15 protein-coding genes are annotated in these 17,467 nt (G+C 52.6%); 13 read left to right on the top strand and 2 right to left on the bottom strand.

The genetic code is table 11. The annotated features are described in order from the left end of the window. Positions 1 to 59: 59 nt before the first annotated feature. Genes CFLAV_RS28545 through CFLAV_RS28535 form a run of 3 tightly spaced genes read left to right on the top strand, consistent with a single transcriptional unit; the run spans position 60 to position 2,280 of the window. Complete coding sequence (locus tag CFLAV_RS28545) at positions 60 to 746, top strand: phosphatidylserine decarboxylase (protein ID WP_007418399.1); 687 nt, start codon at positions 60 to 62, stop codon at positions 744 to 746. Positions 747 to 753: 7 nt separating this feature from the next. Continuing rightward, the gene (pssA, locus tag CFLAV_RS28540) at positions 754 to 1,608 is read left to right on the top strand and encodes a CDP-diacylglycerol--serine O-phosphatidyltransferase (protein WP_007418398.1); all 855 of its coding nucleotides are present in this window, start codon (positions 754 to 756) and stop codon (positions 1,606 to 1,608) included. Between the two features lie 9 nt (positions 1,609 to 1,617). Continuing rightward, positions 1,618 to 2,280, top strand: coding sequence for a LysE family translocator (locus CFLAV_RS28535; protein WP_007418397.1), 663 nt, complete (start codon positions 1,618 to 1,620; stop codon positions 2,278 to 2,280). Here the strand turns inward: CFLAV_RS28535 and CFLAV_RS28530 are convergent. Then, on the bottom strand, positions 2,270 to 2,791 hold the full coding sequence (locus CFLAV_RS28530; protein ID WP_150107649.1) for a hypothetical protein: 522 nt from the start codon (positions 2,789 to 2,791) through the stop codon (positions 2,270 to 2,272). The two genes, CFLAV_RS28535 and CFLAV_RS28530, sit on opposite strands and share 11 nt — an antisense overlap. A 155-nt stretch (positions 2,792 to 2,946) precedes the next feature. Here CFLAV_RS28530 and CFLAV_RS28525 point away from each other — a divergent pair, with 155 nt between their 5' ends. The 9 genes from CFLAV_RS28525 to CFLAV_RS33365 all read left to right on the top strand — a co-directional run bounded on the left by CFLAV_RS28525 (position 2,947) and on the right by CFLAV_RS33365 (position 15,496). Further along, positions 2,947 to 4,347, top strand: a complete 1,401-nt coding sequence (locus CFLAV_RS28525; RefSeq protein WP_007418395.1) for a carbohydrate porin — start codon at positions 2,947 to 2,949, stop codon at positions 4,345 to 4,347. Between the two features lie 4 nt (positions 4,348 to 4,351). Next, entirely contained in the window at positions 4,352 to 5,332 is a 981-nt protein-coding gene (dmeF, locus tag CFLAV_RS28520; protein WP_007418394.1) for a CDF family Co(II)/Ni(II) efflux transporter DmeF, read from the top strand. Positions 5,333 to 5,410: 78 nt separating this feature from the next. Next, positions 5,411 to 5,953 (top strand): tetratricopeptide repeat protein, encoded by a 543-nt coding sequence (locus CFLAV_RS33370; protein ID WP_007418393.1) that lies wholly within the window; start codon positions 5,411 to 5,413, stop codon positions 5,951 to 5,953. Positions 5,954 to 5,958: 5 nt separating this feature from the next. Next, positions 5,959 to 6,162, top strand: coding sequence for a hypothetical protein (locus CFLAV_RS28510; RefSeq protein WP_007418392.1), 204 nt, complete (start codon positions 5,959 to 5,961; stop codon positions 6,160 to 6,162). 429 nt (positions 6,163 to 6,591) lie between these two features. Then, the gene (locus CFLAV_RS28500; RefSeq protein ID WP_007418390.1) at positions 6,592 to 7,590 is read left to right on the top strand and encodes a DUF72 domain-containing protein; all 999 of its coding nucleotides are present in this window, start codon (positions 6,592 to 6,594) and stop codon (positions 7,588 to 7,590) included. 73 nt (positions 7,591 to 7,663) lie between these two features. Continuing rightward, positions 7,664 to 8,287 carry a transcriptional repressor LexA gene (lexA, locus tag CFLAV_RS28495; RefSeq protein WP_007418389.1) on the top strand — a complete coding sequence of 208 codons (624 nt, stop codon included), beginning with the start codon at positions 7,664 to 7,666 and terminating at the stop codon, positions 8,285 to 8,287. A 472-nt stretch (positions 8,288 to 8,759) separates the two neighbouring features. Beyond that, complete coding sequence (dnaE, locus tag CFLAV_RS28490; protein ID WP_007418388.1) at positions 8,760 to 13,022, top strand: DNA polymerase III subunit alpha; 4,263 nt, start codon at positions 8,760 to 8,762, stop codon at positions 13,020 to 13,022. Positions 13,023 to 13,137: 115 nt separating this feature from the next. Next, positions 13,138 to 13,893: a PAS domain-containing protein gene (locus tag CFLAV_RS28485; protein WP_007418387.1), complete on the top strand. Its 756-nt coding sequence runs from the start codon at positions 13,138 to 13,140 to the stop codon at positions 13,891 to 13,893. Next, positions 13,838 to 15,496, top strand: a complete 1,659-nt coding sequence (locus tag CFLAV_RS33365) for a sensor histidine kinase (RefSeq protein WP_007418386.1) — start codon at positions 13,838 to 13,840, stop codon at positions 15,494 to 15,496. Before CFLAV_RS28485 ends, CFLAV_RS33365 begins: the two co-directional genes overlap by 56 nt. Here the strand turns inward: CFLAV_RS33365 and CFLAV_RS35295 are convergent. After that, positions 15,493 to 15,699, bottom strand: a complete 207-nt coding sequence (locus tag CFLAV_RS35295) for a hypothetical protein (protein ID WP_150107648.1) — start codon at positions 15,697 to 15,699, stop codon at positions 15,493 to 15,495. The genes CFLAV_RS33365 and CFLAV_RS35295 overlap by 4 nt on opposite strands. Positions 15,700 to 15,880: 181 nt before the next feature. Between CFLAV_RS35295 and CFLAV_RS28470 the strand changes: the two genes are divergently transcribed. Beyond that, complete coding sequence (locus tag CFLAV_RS28470; RefSeq protein WP_007418384.1) at positions 15,881 to 17,455, top strand: S8/S53 family peptidase; 1,575 nt, start codon at positions 15,881 to 15,883, stop codon at positions 17,453 to 17,455. The last annotated feature ends 12 nt before the right edge of the window (positions 17,456 to 17,467 follow it).

Genomic DNA, 17,467 nt, shown 5'->3' with positions numbered 1-17,467 from the left:
CTATTTGCGGGTGAACTTTGGACTTTGAACTTTTGAACTTTGGACTTTAGGATAAACGCATGAGACATTCCGGCAAAGCCCGCAAGGCAGCCTTTAAGATGATTTTTTGGACGTTGGTTGCGCTCGGCGTAATCTTCGTCGCCGGTGCATTGGCAGCGATGTTAGGCACCTTCATTCTCGGCATCTCCATTTTTCTCGTGGCATTATGGGGCGTTTTCGCCCTTTTCACCCTTTATTTCTTTCGTGATCCGGAGGCGAAGGTCCCGACAGGACCCGATCTGATCGTTTCGCCCTCCCATGGTGTGGTGGATACCATCGATGAAATTGACGAGCCCAAGTTCATGGGCGGACGATGCCAGCGTATTTCCGTATTCCTCTCGGTGCTCAACGTGCATGTGCAGAATGCGCCCATCGCAGGAAAGGTGGCTTATTACAAATACACCAATGGCCAGTTCCTGAACGCGATGAAAACGGAATCGGCGACTCATAATGAAAACGCCTATATCGGGTTTGAATCGACTGACCACCCGGGCGAAAAGCTCGGTCTGCGATTGATTGCTGGCGTGCTGGCACGCCGGATTGTGCCGTTCGTGAACGGGGGCGATGAAGTGGCGCGCGGCGAACGCATCAGTTTGATTCAATTCGGTTCGCGCACAGACATTTATCTGCCGCTGTCGGCCAAAATCAACGTTAAGTTGCGTGATAAGGTGGTGGGAGGCGAGACCATCATCGGGAAGCTTGAATAGGCACGATATGGCGACGCCAGCTCCTTCCAACGTGCCGGAAGCGGAAACGCCCAAGCTGAAGATCTATTTTCTGCCGAATTTGCTGACGGCGGGCAATCTCACGTGTGGTTTTGTGGCCCTGACCAAGATCGTGGAGGCGGATTTATCCACCGGCGATTTCAAGCAAATCAAGATTGCGCTCGCTTACATTCTGCTGGCCTGCATTTTTGATTTATTTGATGGGCGAGTGGCGCGCATGGGGGGGCGCGAAAGCCCGTTTGGCCGTGAGTTTGATTCACTCGCGGATTTAATTTCGTTCGGCGCCGCGCCCGCGTTTTTGGTGCATCGCATTGTTTTGAAGGATGTGTTTGTGAATTACCCGCAGATTGGCTGGTTCATTGCTTCCATCTATTTGATTTGCGGTGCGTTTCGGTTGGCCCGGTTTAACTGTCTGGCCGCCATGTCCGGCAGTGGTGGCGGGAAGGAGTTTTTGGGATTTCCCATCCCCTCAGCGGCGGGGATGGTGGCGTCCCTTACGTATTTCATGATCTGGTGGAATGAAAAGGCATTTGCGCAGGGTTCATGGAAATATGTCCTCCCGGTGCTGATGATTTTTCTTTCCTGCATGATGGTGAGCGAGGTGAAGTATCCGACGTTCAAATCGCTTGATTTGAAGGCGACCAGGACCTTCACCAAGACGTTGGTAACCATTATTTTTATCGTTGCGGTGTTGATTCTGCAGGAGCATATCCTGACTTGGGCCTTGCCGATTCTTTTTACCTCCTACCTGATCTACGGATTCATCCGGCCGCATATTTCCCGCAAAATGCGGCAGGAAATCGAGGAGGAGGAAGAAGGCGATGATGCCGCCCCGACGGTTTGACGATGACGCATGTCGGATCTCTATCCCACCTTCATTGCCATATTGACCGGTTTTCTCAGCGGTCTTATTTTATCCATTCCGGTCGGACCCATCAACGCCACCATCATAAATGAAGGGGCGAGGCGCGGATTTAAATGGGCGGCTTTGATTGGGATCGGGGCGTCGTTGATGGAGGTCATTTATTGCGGATTCGCTTTCAGCAGTTTTGCTTCATTCTTTAGCAAAGGCCTGATTCAAGCGGCCATGGAACTGGTCAGTTTCGTATTCATGCTGGGATTGGGGTTGAAATTTCTGATGACAACGACGGTTCCGCATGCAAGCAAGGTGGAGGAAAAGATTGAAATCAAACTGCATCCTCACTCGGCTTTCATGACCGGATTCGTTCGCGTGATGGCCAATCCTGGCGTCTTTCTGGGATGGGTCATTCTTGGAGCCCATTTCATCTCCCACGAATGGGTGCAACCGACGTGGGAAAGCAAGGGTTTTTGCGTGCTGGGAGTGCTATTGGGAACTTTGCTCTGGTTTCTGGGTTTGAGCTGGGCGGTTTCGCTTGGCCACAGGAAATTCAAAGATAAAACCCTGGTGCGAATGCAGAAGGCTTCGGGGATTTGTCTCCTGGTTTTCGCCGCGATCAATGGTGTTCACATGATCCTGGCGTTGGCTAAGAAGTGACGAGCTCCGTCTCCCGTTGTGAACCGAGACCGCCAACCTTTTGTCCGGCCAGGAGTATCAAGAGAAGATGGGCCAGCGCGCTGCACCATTGGATCGTGGCAATGATCATGTAAAGACGATGCCGGTCAAAGAAATGCGAGTAGCTGAGGACTTTATGATTTGCGGTATCCAATAGTTGGTCAATCCAGGCATGGGCGAAAAACAGTCCAATGAGCGAAAGAACCATGACAAGCCAGGTGGCTGGCAGTCCATAACTGACGAGAAAACCCGCCTTTTTGCGTTCGGCAAGCGTATTCCAGAGCAGGATTAGAAGTGCGCCGATGCCAATAAGGTTGAGCCAATTGGTGACTTGTTGAGTTACAAACCCAACTTCCCGTTCGCCTCCAAGAACCTTGCTGGCGGTGGGGATGACGATAAGCGAATAGAAAGTGAAGCCGCCCATCCACAATGCCATGGCCAGGATGGCGAGGTAACGTCGAGCGAGCGGCAGATAATTCCTGATCATAGTCATCGGAACGATATTAGCTGCCCTCGACCAGAATGAGAATCTCCATTTAACGCCACAGTTCATGCCTTTAAAGTGGCACTCGAAAGCGCTTTTGCTCATTGTAGGCCGAGGCGGCGAAGCTTGCTCAAAGAAGTTGGCGGTGAATAGTGTTTAAACCCATGAAGATCCGCGGTAATTGGAAGCGAACGAGAGCGGTATGGCTGGTAGCACTGGTCGCCGCGCCTGTTGTGTCAGCCGCTGAAAATCCCAGTAACGGTTCCACGGAACCCATCTCTCCCGGATTCAAGAGCAATGCCGAAGCTTCCGGCCAGACCAATGCCGAGCCCAAAACAGAAATGTGGAGCTGGCACGCGCAAAATACTTATATTCTGCAGTATCATCCCGGTTTTCCGGCCAAATATTCCGGGCCAAACAGCTTGCGGAACGTGAATGAGGTCGATGAAACCGGGTCGCTTGACCTGCTGGTGGGGAGAAGATTGTGGCCTGGAGCCGAGTTCCATGTGGATGGCTTGATGTGGCAGGGGTTCGGATTCAGCGGTACGCGGGGAGTCGAAGGTTTTCCGAATGGCGAGGCATTCCGGGTCGGCACCAAGGTTCCCAACGTGAACATCTCCCGTCTTTTCATCAGGCAAACCATTGGCCTGGGTGGAGAACTGGAGAACGTAACAGGAGATGATCTGCATCTGGCCGGCGAGCGGGATGTTTCGCGCGTCACGCTCACGGTCGGCAAAATGAGCGCGAAGGATATTTTCGACAACAACGCCTACGCCAATGATCCGCGAACCCAGTTTATGAACTGGAGCCTGATGGCCAACCAGGCCTGGGACTATCCAGCAGACAGTCTGGGCTTCATGACGGGTCTGGCTGTGGAATTGAATCAACCTTCGTGGACGGCGCGCTATGGATTTTTTCAGGTGCCGCGCACGTCTAATGGAGTGGCCCAGGATCAGGCCTATACAAAGGCGTGGGCAATGGTGACTGAACTGGAGCACCGTCACACATTGAATGAGCACCCCGGGGCTATTCGCCTGCTGGGTTACCTGAATCAGGCGCACATGGGGAGTTACCAGGAGACGCTCAATAACCCCAGCCTTAACGAGAATATCACCCTGACGCGCGAGTACCGATTTAAGTATGGTGTTGGGTTGAATGTGGAGCAGGAATTGGTGAAGGACATTGGGGTTTTCATGCGTCTGGGTTGGAGTGACGGGCAAAATGAAGCCTGGATGTTCAGTGACGTGGACCATGCCGCCTCCTTGGGATTGAGTGTCAAAGGCAGTTTCTGGAGCCGTCCGGACGACACTTTGGGCCTGGGAGGAGCGATCAATGGAATCACCCATGTGCACCAGGAATTTTTTGCAGCGGGAGGGTTGGGCATCCTGGCCGGGGATGGCGCGTTGACGTATGGGCTGGAAGAATTGATGGAAATCTATTATGATTTCCAGATCTGGAAAACGGTCCACGGCGCTGGAGATTATCAGTTTATCAATCATCCGGCATTTAACCGGGATCGAGGGCCGGTATCGGTTTTTTCAGCGAGATTACATTTTGCATTTTGACGCTATGCATCAGACACACAAAGCCCAATGGCAACATCATCATAACTTTGTCGAGGATTTTACCTCGGCGGAAAAGAATACCCGGAGGGTAATTGCCTTCACGGCAGTGATGATGGTGGTGGAAATTGTTGGTGGCCTGAAACTGCATTCGATGGCCTTGTTTGCCGACGGTTGGCATATGAGCACGCACGTGGTGGCGTTTTTCATCGCGGCCTGGTCTTATGCGGTGTGCCGCAAGAATGCGGGGAATCACAGATACAGCTTCGGTACCGGGAAGGTGGGAGTGTTGGGCGCCTACACCAGCGCGTTGATTTTGGGGATCATCGGGTTGTTCATGGTTTATGAATCGGTAGAACGTTTGTTTTCTCCTGTCCAGATACATTATAACGAAGCCATTGCTGTGGCAGTTGTGGGCTTGATCGTGAATGTAGTGAGCGCCTGGTTACTCAAAGACAGCCATCATCATGGGCATGATCACGGACATGAACATTCGCATGACCACGGCCATGATGATGATCATAAGCATGGCCATGCACACGATCATGATATCAATCTAAAGGCTGCTTATATTCATGTAATCGCGGATGCAGTAACTTCGATGTTGGCCATCGTGGCACTCGTTGCCGGGAAACTGGCAGGTTGGAGTTGGTTGGACCCGGTGATGGGAATTGTGGGTGCAGGAGTCATTGCACAATGGGCTTATAGCCTTATCCGCCAGACGAATATCATTCTTTTGGATCGCGAGCCGGAGGAGACGGATCTGAATGAGGAAATCCGCAAGGCGATTGAGTCTGATGCCGACTCCACGATTACCGATCTGCACATCTGGCAACTGGGAGTGAACAAATTTGCGGCGATAATTTCGGTGGTGGCGCATCAGCCCAAATCGCCGGATATTTATAAAGCGAGGTTGAAGGAGCATGAGGAATTGGTTCATGTAACCGTGGAAGTGCATCGATGCGAGGAGGAGCATGCGACGGCTTGAATGAGTTGAGAGCACGAGACCGTGTGCAGTCCAAAAGCGTTCCTTGTGTTCCGGTTGGATTAGCTTACTGTTGGCATCATGGCAAAATCCTGGTTCTCAAAATTATTTTCGCATGCCCCGAAGCCCGTTCTGGAAATAGCTGGCGCGGAGGCCAATCTTGAGGACGCGGAGGTGCAGTTTAATAGGGGAATGAAATTTGCCAATCTGGCGGAACCAGAGCGGGATTATGCGCAGGCGGCCGAGTGGTATCTAAAAGCAGCGGACCAAAGCCATGCGCTCGCACAATTCAATTTGGGAATGATGTATGCACATGGTCAGGGTGTGGCACGGGATGAAGTGAAGGCGACAGTATGGTTTGAAAAGGCGGCCATGCTTGGAGATGCGGGGGCGCAACATCAGTTGGGCATGAACCATCAACGTGCCAGTAAGGCGGGAATGGACAATCATGAAACATGGATTGAAGCTTACAAGTGGTATCAACTGGCGGCGGCGCAGGGATATAAGGGTTCACATCAGGCGTGCGAGTCCATGGCTCTTAAAATGACACGTGAGGATGTGGCGGACGGTCATAACCGGGTAAAGTGTTTTCTGGCCAAAAATGCAAATACCGTTCACAAATAATAGTCATGAAGAGAGCCACATTATCAGACCGGCCAGACGGCAGCTTTGACCTTGAATATGAAAATGGGCGGGGCGCGAAGACGGTGATGCGCCTGGACGCGAATACTTATGAAAAAGCGATCAAGGAAGCGAGGGTGTTTCTTGGGACCAAGGGGGATGGAACGGATGAGGATGGCGTGGCATGGGAGATTGATGGGGAAACGGCTTAGAGTCTCTTTTTATTCGGTGCCGGTTTAGTCCTCCCCGGGACTTTGAAGGAGTTATCTGGCGGACTATACCGAATGCCAAAATTAATTTCCGGAATGGGGAAAAGAACCGGATGAAAGGAGGCGACGAGCCTGATGAAAGTGGAGACTGAAAAGGCCATGGCCTTGGGGAAGAGGAACTGCGTTAGTCATTGGGTGCAGGGTGCTTTTGATTTGAGGCGGCGTTGTCGGCCTGGTCGCTATCTAGGGATAGCGCCTGCGGCCTCCGCCTTGCCTCAAACCAAAATCCCTCCTGCCATTCGGAAATTTCTTTCGGCATTCGGTATAACTGCCCCAACTATCGGGCAGGGTTAAGGATGGGAACCATTGAAAACCAGGGCATATACTGGACTAAATGGAAGGTGAATCGCGGCATACAATTTAGAGGGGAAAATGAGCGACAATGCCAGCCAACCCAATTTATTGCTTCCAACGGCCAATTCTTCCGGGACGGCATTTGATCGAGACAAGCTGAAGGCATCGATCTCCGGACTGGCGGACAAGGGTATCTACATCGGGACGTCGTCGTGGAAATATCCAGGTTGGCGCGGGATGTTGTATCAGGAGGATCGTTACATTTACCGTGGAAAATTTTCCGAGACACGATTTGACCGGTTGTGCCTGGGCGAGTATGCGGAGGTGTTCAAGAGCGTATGCGTGGACGCGGCGTACTATAAATTCCCGGATGAACGCTATCTTAAGAACCTGGTTTCGGAGGTGCCGGAGGATTTTCTGTTTACCTTCAAGGTGACCGATGACATCACCATCAAACAATTTCCCGAACTGCCGCGGTTTGGTTTGCGCGCGGGCAGACCGAATGAGCATTTTTTGAATGCGGATTTGTTTGCCGCAGCCTTCCTGAAACCGTGCGAGGAGTTTAAAAAGAACATTGGTTTGTTGATGTTCGAGTTTTCACGGTTTGGTCCCCATGATTTTGCGCGCGGTCGAGATTTTGTGGAGGCGTTGGACCAATTCCTGGGAAAGTTGCCGAAGGGTTGGCGGTATGGTGTGGAGATTCGGAACCGGAATTTTCTCCATCCGGACTATTTTGAGATGTTGGCACGGCATGGCGTAACCCATGTGTACAACAGTTGGGCCGAGATGCCGCCGGTGAGCGACCAACTGGAGCTGCCGGGGAGCGTGACGAATCCGGAGTTTGCGGGCGCGCGATTACTGCTGAAGCCCGGTCGGAAATATCAGGAAGCGGTGGATAAGTTCAAACCGTACGACCGGTTGAAGGAACCGTATGAGGATGTGCGGGTGGCGGCGGCAAAATTGATCAAGAAGGCCCTGGCAAAAGAGGGGTTGAGCAAACTGTTTTTGTATGTGAATAACCGTTTGGAGGGAAATGCGCTGCAAACCATCATCGCCATCCTGGAAAAGTTAACGTAAAAGGTTGGGTAAAAATACCGGTTAAAAAAAGGTATTGACAGGATTCGCTTTCCGACCCATACACGTAGATAGTATGCATAAGATAACAAGGCGGCAGAATCAGATTTTGGAGTATATCCTAAAATGCCAACAAAAGGATGGAATCACGCCGAGCATGCGTGACATTGCGGCCCATTTTGGGTTTCGCAGTCCGCGCACGGTGACGGACCATGTGGAAGCGTTGAGGAAAAAAGGCGCGTTGGTGAGTGAGCCGGGATTGGCGCGCACCTTGCGAGTGGTTTCCCCGCTGCAAGCGTTTCGCAAGCGGGTGGTGGATATCCCGGTCTTTGGATCCATTCCGGCTGGTCTCGCGGAAAATCGTTACGAGGAGGCGCGGGGATGTGTGTCGATTGATGTTGGCACGTTGAACATCAAGCCGACGACGCGCACCTTTGCGCTGGAAGTGCGAGGCGATTCGATGATTGGCAAAAACATTTGTCCGGGCGACATCGTGATTTTGGAACACGGCGTCGAGGCCAAGGTGGGCGATGTGGTGGCGGCGTTGATTGACAACGAGAGCACGCTCAAGACTTATGTGAAGGAGCGCAGCAAAACCTATTTGCGCGCGGAAAATCCAAAGTATTCCAAGTTGATTCCAGCGGATGAACTGGTGATCCAAGGGGTGATGATTGCCCTGATTCGGAGACGCAGCAAGTAAGAGAGGCCTGGTAACAGGGTTGTTTACGCCACGTGTTTGTGCGCGGTGGGACCAGGTTGTCGGAAAGATTTAATTGGATCTTTCGCCGCTTACAGATCCACGCGATATGCCCGCGCCTCATTCTTCGTTCAAGTGAAGTGAGTAAAGTATTGGCATGAATAACGAGGGATGCGCTGGATTGCGCTGATGGGTGCCGCTTCGGGTTGCCTGGATGGAACTGTTTAGAATCGCGGGCCGAAGCGGGGATTCTTTTGGGGATTGATTCCTATAGACATGCCGACCCTGCGGGCCTTAAGAAAGTCGCCGGTTTGCCGAGGTCAGATAAGAAAAATGTGGGCTGGAATGACGGTTTGACGAAAGCCATTCGCAAGTCACTCGAATGGCCTTTCCTGCCAAAACTCTCCCCACTTCACTTAGTGCAACTGCGGTGAAATTACGTTCCTCACGAATAAATTGACTTAATTTAGCCATCATGAGGGCTACCGAGGGAGAAATGAGAGCGCGGGCGATTGTCCACCTGGATGCGGACGCGTTCTTTGCTTCAGTGGAGCAGGCGGCGGATGCGCGATTGCGGGGCAAGGCCATGGCGGTGGGAGGAGAAAAGCGCGGCATCATTGCCTCGGCTTCCTATGAGGCGCGGAAGTTTGGTGTTTACACGCCGATGCCGACTGTGCGGGCGCGCAAGCTGTGTCCGAAGCTGATCATCGTGCCGGGAGATTTCGAGAAGTATGAGCGATTTTCCCGCTGGATGTTTTCGTACGCGTACGATTTCACACCTGAGGTGGAGATCAGTTCGATTGATGAAGGTTACTTCGATTTGACCGGGGCGCGGAAATCGCCATTAGAGATAGCGGAGATCATTCGCGGGGCCATCAGGGGGGCATTAAAAATCACGGTGAGCGAGGGAATCGCCTGCAACAAGCTGGTGAGCCAGATTGCTTCCAAGCTGAACAAGCCGGCAGCGTTCAAACAGGTGCCGTTGGGAGGTGAGATTCCATTTTTGCATCCGCTGCCAAACAAATGGCTGCCGGGCGTGGGACCGACGACCGCGACAAAGTTGAATGCGGCCGGGTTGATCAGAATTGGGCATATTGCGAAAACCCCGTTGGATTTATTGCAGTTGCTGATGGGGAACATGGCGCGAAGCCTGAAGGAGTTTGCCGATGGGATTGATGAGCGGCCATTAATACAGGAGAGCGAACCGGCGAAGTCGTACGGTCATCAAGAAACGTTTGGTGTGGACCAGACCGATGAGGAATTCATCGAGGCGACGTTGAAACGGATGGCGGACAGCTTGATGGCGCAGGTGCGGGCTGATGACAAGACCATTCGCACACTCACCGTGAAGGTGCGTTACAACGACATGGCCGAGGATCAGGCAGGCGAGAGCCTGCTGGAGCCGACGGATTTGGAGACGGATATTTATGGCCGGATACGGGTGTTAATGAAACAAGCGTGGCGGCGGCGGGTGAGTTTGCGAATGGTGTCGCTGCGGCTTTCGAATGTTTACAGCGGAATATTCCGCGCGGAATTGGCGTTGGAACGATCGGCGGAACAACATGAGGCGAAGAGACGGCTCGCAAGCGCGGTGGATCAGTTGCGGCAGAGTCGCGGCAAGCAGGTGATTTTGCGCGGACACGATTTCCAATTGCGCGAGGCGAGTCCCGATTACAAAGCTGTGAAGAGCCGGGTGCTGGCCTCAGCTCCCAGACGGCAAGTGGCAACGCGAGTGAAGGTGAAGCATTACCTGCCGTTGAACATGCACAGCTATTACTCCTTTTTGAATTCCACGCTATCGGTTGAAGGGGTGGTGAACCTGGCGCGACGTTATGAATTGCCCGCAGTGGCGTTGACTGATGACGGGAATTTGCATGGTGCGGCTGAATTTGTGTTGGCGGCGAAAAAGGCGGGAATCAAACCGGTATTGGGGGTGCGTGTGAAGGTGGGCGGCATCCCGGCGTTGTTCTACGTGGAAAACACGAAGGGCTATCACAACCTGTGCCACCTGCTCTCGGCGCCGAAGGAGCTGACTGCGCGGGAACTGGAGGGAAGGACAGAAGGTTTGCTGGCGGTGAGTTATAATCGACTGCTTGCACCGTTTTTTCCCGGGCGATTTTATTTTGCCGTGAACTCGCGTGAAGCAATGCGAGACGCGCCGCGTGAATGGCCGTGTGTGGCAGCACTGGCCTGTCGTTATGCGGTGCCGGGAGACCGGTGGAAGTATGACGTGGTGCAATCGATTCGCACGCTGACGTTATTGAAGCAGGAACATCCGGAGAAAATCATGGGTGGGCAGTTGCATTTTCGTTCGCCCATGGAAATGCAGAGAATGTTTGGGGAACATCCGGAGTTATTGGTGAATACGAATGAGATTGCGGAACGTTGCTCGTTTGAATTTCCATTTGGGCCGCCACAGTTCCCGGCGTTTGCGACACGGGATGGATTATCGTCAAAAGCATTATTGCGCAAATTGGTGATGGACGGATTGGAGAAGCGCTATAAGGACCGGGCGGAGAAGCATCGAAAGCAGGTGGAAGAGGAGTTGAGTATCATCGAGGAGGTGGGTTATGAGGAATATTTCCTGGTGATGTGGGACATTTTGCAGAGTTGCAAAAAGGAAGGAATCGAATGGATCACGCGCGGAAGTGCGGCGGATTCGTTGGTCTGTTATTGCCTGGAGATTAGCGGGGTTTGTCCGATCCGGTTTGAGCTTTATTTTCGGCGTTTTCTTAACAAGGACCGGATGGCGTTGAACAAGCTGCCAGACATCGACGTGGATTTTCCCCATGACCGGAAGGATGATGTCATTGATTTAATTTTCAAAAAGTATGGGGAGGAGAAGACTGCAATCGTCGGCGGGTTTTCGACTTATCAAGCGCGTGGCGCCGTTGCGGATGTGGCGAAGGTATTGGGCGTTTCGGAATTTCAGATCAGGCGGTTCACTGAGCGCATTCCGCATACGGCAGCGATTGGCTTGACGGAGATTTTGAAGGAACACCAGGAATGCGGTGACCTGCCGTTGGAGGAGGACCCTTACAAATCGGCATTGGAGATGGCGGAGTTTTTGGATGGATTTCCGCGCTATGCAAAGATGCATCCGTGCGGGCTGGTGTTGTCGCGACAACCGATGCATGAGTTGACGCCAACGTTTATCGCGAACAAGGGGTATCCCACGACGCATTACGATATGGATGCGGTGGAGATGATCGGGTTGATCAAGATGGATGTGTTGGCGCAGGGTGGGTTGGCAGTCATGCGCGACATGGATGAGGGGTTGAGGCAGCGAGGGATTCAATTTGATTTGGCAGCGCTGGAACCGTGGGAAGATAAACGTGTCTGGGAAATGATTTCCGGTGGTGGAGCGCGGGCGGTGCATCATATCGAGAGTCCGGCGATGGTGAGTTTGTGTCGCATGTGCAACGTGAGTGAGATTGACGGGTTGATAGCGATTGTGAGCGTGATCCGGCCCGGGGCGGCGAACGAGCAGAAGAAGGTGAAGTTCACGCGGCGTTATCAAGGGATGGAGCCGCCCAGTTATCCGCATCCGTCACTTGAAGCATGTTTGAAAAGCACCCATGGGTTGGTGGTGTATGAGGAACATATTCTGCAGATTTGTGAAGCCTTTGCAGGGTTGCCGCCGGGTCGCGCGGATGTATTGCGTCGGGCATTAAACAAGTATAAGCAGGAAACCATTGAGGAGATTCGCCAGGAATTTATTGCGTCGGCGCGGGCGCGGGGACATGCGGAAGAGAACATCCAGGAAGTGTGGGAACTGGCGAGTGGATTTGAAGGTTACGCATTTTGCAAGGCGCATAGCACAGCGTATGGCATCGAGGCTTATCAATCCGCCTGGCTGAAGTTGAATTACCCGGTGGAATTCATGGCGGCGGTGCTTTCCAACGGGAAGGGGTTTTACGATCCGCTGGTGTATGTGCTGGAGTGTCATCGATTGGGTCTCCAACTGCTGCCGCCGTGCGTGAGCGAGCCCGGACCACATTTTGTCCCGACGGAAAAGTTTATTCGTGTGCCGATTCGTTATATCAAAGGACTGACGGCGAAGACCAATGAGCGAATTTTGAAAGAGCACCAGCAGAGGCTGTTTGAATCGTTGAATGATTTTTATCGACGAGTGGGGGCTTCCGGTGAAGAGATGGAGTTATTGTTGCGTGTGGGGGCATTTGATCGGTTTGGAAAAAAGCGAACAGAACAATTTTGGGAGTGCCAGTTTTTGAAGCGCGCCTATGGGGCATCGATGGATTTGAAGCAAGGATGGTTGCTGCCGCCGCCGGGGATGGAGCAATTGCCCGAGATGCAATTGGAAGAGCCGTCCCGGCGTGAGCAGTTGCAATGGGAGGCGGAGTTGTTCGGATTCCCGGTGAGCGGGCATCCATTGGAATTACATGAAGAGATTGCGTGGGAGACTTATTGTTCCGTGGATAAATTGGGCGATCATATTGGCGAGGAAGTGATTCTGTGTGGGTTGATCATCGAGCAACGGATGCATCATCAGACCACCGGCGAGCTGATGAAGTTCCTGACCCTGGCCGATTGGACGGGGATTATAGAGACAGAACTATTTGCCAGGACCTATCGCAGTTATGGGTTGGCAACCGTGCGGTACCCGGTTCTCGAGGTGACCGCGACCGTGGAACCATATGAGAATGGACGCGGGCATTCGTTGCGGGTGCATCGAGCGGGAAAGCCGCGGTTAAAAGCGGTTAAAACGACCGTTTAACAGGATTCTTTACTTGAAAAGGTTTGAAGAAGGATTACATGTTGGTTGTGGCGAAAGAGAGAAACAACTTGCCGCGTGTCATTTCAACCATTTCCAAATAAGAGTGTAATCAAGCATGAACAGCAGTTTTTCGACTTCAGACCATGGTCAGCCGGAACATAGGGCGGCAACTGGAACCATGACCGGGCATGAAAGGGGACTGGTGGCGGAGGCAGAGGCGGTGAAGAAGCAGCTGGAAATGGTGATGAACAGTGTCAGCGACATGTGCCTCATGCTGGACAAGGAGTTGCGCTATACCTACGTGAATGACCGCATGTTGCAGGCCAGCGGGATGTTGCGTGAGCAAATAGTGGGCAGGCTGCTGACCGAGGTGTTTCCAGATGCGGCAGGCACACTGTTGGAGACTGAACTGAAGAGGGTCATCGAACAACAAGTGCCGGTGCAGTTTGAATACTATCACGAGTCGTATAAACGATGGTTTGAGAACCGGGCCTTTCCCACGCCTGAAGGGTTGACGCTACTAACGACGGAGATCACCGAACAGAAGCAGGCGGCGGAGGTGTTGCGAGCCAGTGAAGAGCGGTTCCGCACGCTCATCAATTGCATGCACCAACAAGTCTGGATCAATGATCCGGCTGGTGAAAAACTCTACGTCAACGAGCGTTGGTATGCCTATATAGGAGAAGATCCGCGAAATAAGAATTGGAATTGGTCGGACTTTGTTCATCCGGATGACATGGCGACAACCTTCCAGGCCCGAGGTGCCGGCATATCGAAAGGAGCGGCATACGAACTGCAGTATCGACTCAGGAGGCATGACGGAGAATACCGCTGGCATATGGCACGCGTGGTTCCCAGCAAGGGGAGCTGACGGCACGATAGAAGACTGGATTGGGACGGCGACAGACATTCATGATTTCAAGGTTGCACAGGAGCAGTTGAGACGAAGCGAGGAGCGATTCCGCATGTTGGTGGTGGCCAGCAGTCATTGTGTTTGGCGGCATTGTCTCGATCAAACGAAGCAGTCCGAGGCGCAGCCGGAAGCAGACCGCTGGTGGAATGAATTAACCGGTCAAGAACCAGAGCAGTCACGAGGATGGGGTTGGCTGGAAGCGGTGCATCCCGAGGACAAGGAACGTGTGCGAAAGGATTTTGAGCGGGCCTTACAGGAGGGACGAGACTATATCATCGACTACCGCGTTTGCCGCAAAGATGGCCAGTGGCGGTGGCTGTCAGTGCGCGGGATTCCATTCAGGGATGAGAGTGGAGTTTTGCAGGAATGGGCAGGCACAATCTCAGATATCACGGAGCAACGATTGGTTGAGAATGCCTTGCGCGAGGCTGAGGCACGGCAGCGTGCAATTTTGGAACATTTGCCGGTGGGAGTCTGGTTCATCAACCAGGAAGGGAAAATTATTTATGGAAACCCCGCCGCCAAGAATATTTGGAGCGACGTCCGATACGTTGGCGTCGATCAGTTTGGCGAATATAAGGCGTGGCGTCACGGAACCGACCAGCGGATTACCGGGGAAGAATGGGGCGGCGCACGCAGCTTTCGAACCGGCAAAGTCATTCTTGATGAAGTGGTGGATATCGAGAGTTTTGATGGCTTAAGGAAAGTTTTGGCGAATGCCACGGTGCCAGTGGTGGAAGGTGGAAAAGTGATGGGTGTCGTGGTTTTGAACCATGATATCACTGAGCGAGTTCGCACCACGGAAGCATTGCGGGAAATCCAGGAATTGTTGCAATCACGAGCCAAGCATCTGGAAAAGCTGGTGCAGGAGCGGACTGTGAAATTGCAGGAAACGATTGGCGACCTGGAAGCTTTTTCTTACAGCATATCACATGATTTAAGAGCCCCGTTGCGTTCGATGCAGGGATTTGCACAGGCGTTGCAGGAGGATTGCGGAAACAAAGTGGGACCAGAGGGGAGCGATTACCTCCGGCGGATCACAACATCGGCGAGCCGCATGGATCGCTTGATCCAGGATGTGCTGATATTCAGCAGGGCATCGCAGGTGGAATTAAAAATGGAAACCGTGGATCTTGAGAAGCTGATTCGCGGAATAGTTGAAAGCTATCCCAACCTGCAGCTTTCGCAGGCGGAGATTGTCATCGATGGTCCAATTCCGATGGTGAGCGCCAACGAAGCCGCCTTGACACAGTGTATTTCCAACCTGCTGGGCAACGCGGTCAAGTTTGTGAGTCCGGGGATGGGGCCGAAGGTGTGCATTTGGGCGGAAGAAAGAAGTGATCGGGTGCGACTATGGTTTGAAGACAACGGAATTGGCATCCCCAAGAATGCACAGGAGAAGATTTTTGGAATATTCCAGAAGCTAAATAAGGACCACGAAGGAACCGGGATTGGATTGGCAATTGTGCGTAAGGCGGCGGAACGGATGAACGGCAGGGTGGGAGTGGAGTCTGAAGCCGGCCAGGGTAGCAGATTCTGGCTGGAATTGCAGAAAGGTTAGCCGACACGCGTCATGATCGCCAAGGGTAACAAACCGTCCATGACGGGGAGCGCCGGTTCAGTCGCATCAACGGTTGATCTTAAGGAGGCCTGCCAGTTGGCAAACGATGCATTTGGCATTGAACCATTGGAATTACCGGATTTCACTGACCAAATCTTATTTTTCTGCCGATACACTGGATTGGCGTAAATCGATTTCAGCATAACTTCAAAGGTTTTCTTTACTGAAAGGCCATCTTCATTCGATGACTGATAAAACACTTTTTTGGATGTAAGCTTCTTTTTCTTAAGGCATTCTGCATATCGCAAAAACGCATGCCTGGGTATGGAAATTGCTGTTTTCTGATTCGGAACACGATATAAAATAATGTTGCCCAGGTGAAGAATGAGTAAAAATATCTTTAAATGGCGACCGGTAGTCCTGGTATTGATTTTTGCGTTTTCCGGACACACAACTTACGCATCCAGCATCATGGACACGATCGGGGTCACGCTGTTGAGGCAGACCACGACCAATCTGAATGGAGCCGGGATCAAAGTGGCGCAGGTGGAGGCTAATGCAGGCGGATCTCCCCCGGGTTTTGAGGTTAATCCCGGCAATGTGAGCCAGCCGGCGAGTCTTTTCACTTATTACAGTACTGTGGGGACAGCGAACACTTATCCGAACTCCGTGGGTTTAAATTCGGGTCATGCGGATGCGGTGGGTGGCTACATTTACGGGTTGGGAGGGCCGATTGCAACGAATGTGGCGCACGTGGATAATTATGATGCGGAGTATTTTTATACTTCAATTATTGCCGTGACGTTTCCACCGCCGATTAATGCACGCATCGTAAATCAGAGCTATAGCTTTGGGGTTCAGACTTCGGCAGAACAACAGCAAACAGATGCCAATTTTGATGATTATGCAGCTCAGTACAACACATTATTCGTATCGGCGGTGGCCAATGGCGGGGCGGTGACCGCACCGGGGACTTCGTATAACGGGATTGGTGTCGGTGCTTATCAAGGCTTGTCCAGTGTGGGGCCGACGACGGATAACGGTCGCGCAAAGCCGGACATTACGGCGCCGGAGCAGGTGACCAGCTATTCGACGGCGGAGGTTACAGGTTGCGCGTTGCTCCTGTTACAAGCGGCGTTGCGGGGAGATGGGGGGAGCGATACCAATTCCGCGGCGGATATTCGCGTGCTGAAAGCATTGCTGATGAATGGGGCGATCAAACCAGTGGATTGGACCAACAGCAGTTCTTCTCCCCTGGATGCGCGTTATGGGGCCGGCGTGCTCAATATTTTTAATTCCTATCATCAATTACTGGGCGGCAAGAACGGGTTTAATGCCACCAGCACGGTTTCCGCGGGCAATCCGCATCCGCCGACCGGTGCCGCTGGAACACAGGCAATCTTGAGTGGTTGGGATTTCAACACGAGCAGTGGTTCTCCGGTGAACGATTCGGTCAACCATTACTATTTCAATCTCACCAATAGTGCCGGCAACGCGATTTTTACCGCAACGGCGACGCTGGTCTGGAACAAGCAGGCAAACGCGACATCCATCAATAATTTGGATTTGTTTTTATACAGTGTGAATTCCGGCGGCCTGATTGCGGCCAGCACCAGTGCGGTGGATAACGTGGAGCATCTCTTACTAACCAAGCTGCCTCCGGGGCGCTATGATCTGCAGGTGCTCAAGCATGCGGGAATTACACCCAGCCTGAACGAAACGTATAGCCTTGCTTTCGAGTTTTTCACGATGCCGCTTAAGAGCGGGTGCTCCAATAATACGGCGGTGTTGAGCTGGCCGATTTATCCGACCGGTTTTGTTTTGGAATCGGCATCCAGTTGGGGTGCGCCGATATCGTGGAGCACGGTGAATGTGGCCCCTACGGTCGTGAATAATACCAATCGCGTGGTTGTAAGTTCATCCAGTGGCAATCAATTCTTCCGGCTCCGAAGGCCGTGAGGCATTGTGGAT

The organism is Pedosphaera parvula Ellin514 (assembly GCF_000172555.1).
Taxonomy (GTDB): domain Bacteria; phylum Verrucomicrobiota; class Verrucomicrobiia; order Limisphaerales; family Pedosphaeraceae; genus Pedosphaera.
This window is presented reverse-complemented; position numbering and strand designations above follow the sequence as displayed.

What these genes read in the sequence shown, in the direction of transcription:
- CFLAV_RS28545 (WP_007418399.1), top strand. Translation starts at nt 60, where the DNA reads ATGAGACATTCCGGCAAAGCCCGCAAGGCAGCCTTTAAGATGATTTTT.
- pssA (WP_007418398.1), top strand. Translation starts at nt 754, where the DNA reads ATGGCGACGCCAGCTCCTTCCAACGTGCCGGAAGCGGAAACGCCCAAG.
- CFLAV_RS28535 (WP_007418397.1), top strand. Translation starts at nt 1,618, where the DNA reads ATGTCGGATCTCTATCCCACCTTCATTGCCATATTGACCGGTTTTCTC.
- CFLAV_RS28530 (WP_150107649.1), bottom strand. Translation starts at nt 2,791, where the DNA reads ATGACTATGATCAGGAATTATCTGCCGCTCGCTCGACGTTACCTCGCC.
- CFLAV_RS28525 (WP_007418395.1), top strand. Translation starts at nt 2,947, where the DNA reads ATGAAGATCCGCGGTAATTGGAAGCGAACGAGAGCGGTATGGCTGGTA.
- dmeF (WP_007418394.1), top strand. Translation starts at nt 4,352, where the DNA reads ATGCATCAGACACACAAAGCCCAATGGCAACATCATCATAACTTTGTC.
- CFLAV_RS33370 (WP_007418393.1), top strand. Translation starts at nt 5,411, where the DNA reads ATGGCAAAATCCTGGTTCTCAAAATTATTTTCGCATGCCCCGAAGCCC.
- CFLAV_RS28510 (WP_007418392.1), top strand. Translation starts at nt 5,959, where the DNA reads ATGAAGAGAGCCACATTATCAGACCGGCCAGACGGCAGCTTTGACCTT.
- CFLAV_RS28500 (WP_007418390.1), top strand. Translation starts at nt 6,592, where the DNA reads ATGAGCGACAATGCCAGCCAACCCAATTTATTGCTTCCAACGGCCAAT.
- lexA (WP_007418389.1), top strand. Translation starts at nt 7,664, where the DNA reads ATGCATAAGATAACAAGGCGGCAGAATCAGATTTTGGAGTATATCCTA.
- dnaE (WP_007418388.1), top strand. Translation starts at nt 8,760, where the DNA reads ATGAGGGCTACCGAGGGAGAAATGAGAGCGCGGGCGATTGTCCACCTG.
- CFLAV_RS28485 (WP_007418387.1), top strand. Translation starts at nt 13,138, where the DNA reads ATGAACAGCAGTTTTTCGACTTCAGACCATGGTCAGCCGGAACATAGG.
- CFLAV_RS33365 (WP_007418386.1), top strand. Translation starts at nt 13,838, where the DNA reads ATGACGGAGAATACCGCTGGCATATGGCACGCGTGGTTCCCAGCAAGG.
- CFLAV_RS35295 (WP_150107648.1), bottom strand. Translation starts at nt 15,699, where the DNA reads ATGCTGAAATCGATTTACGCCAATCCAGTGTATCGGCAGAAAAATAAG.
- CFLAV_RS28470 (WP_007418384.1), top strand. Translation starts at nt 15,881, where the DNA reads ATGAGTAAAAATATCTTTAAATGGCGACCGGTAGTCCTGGTATTGATT.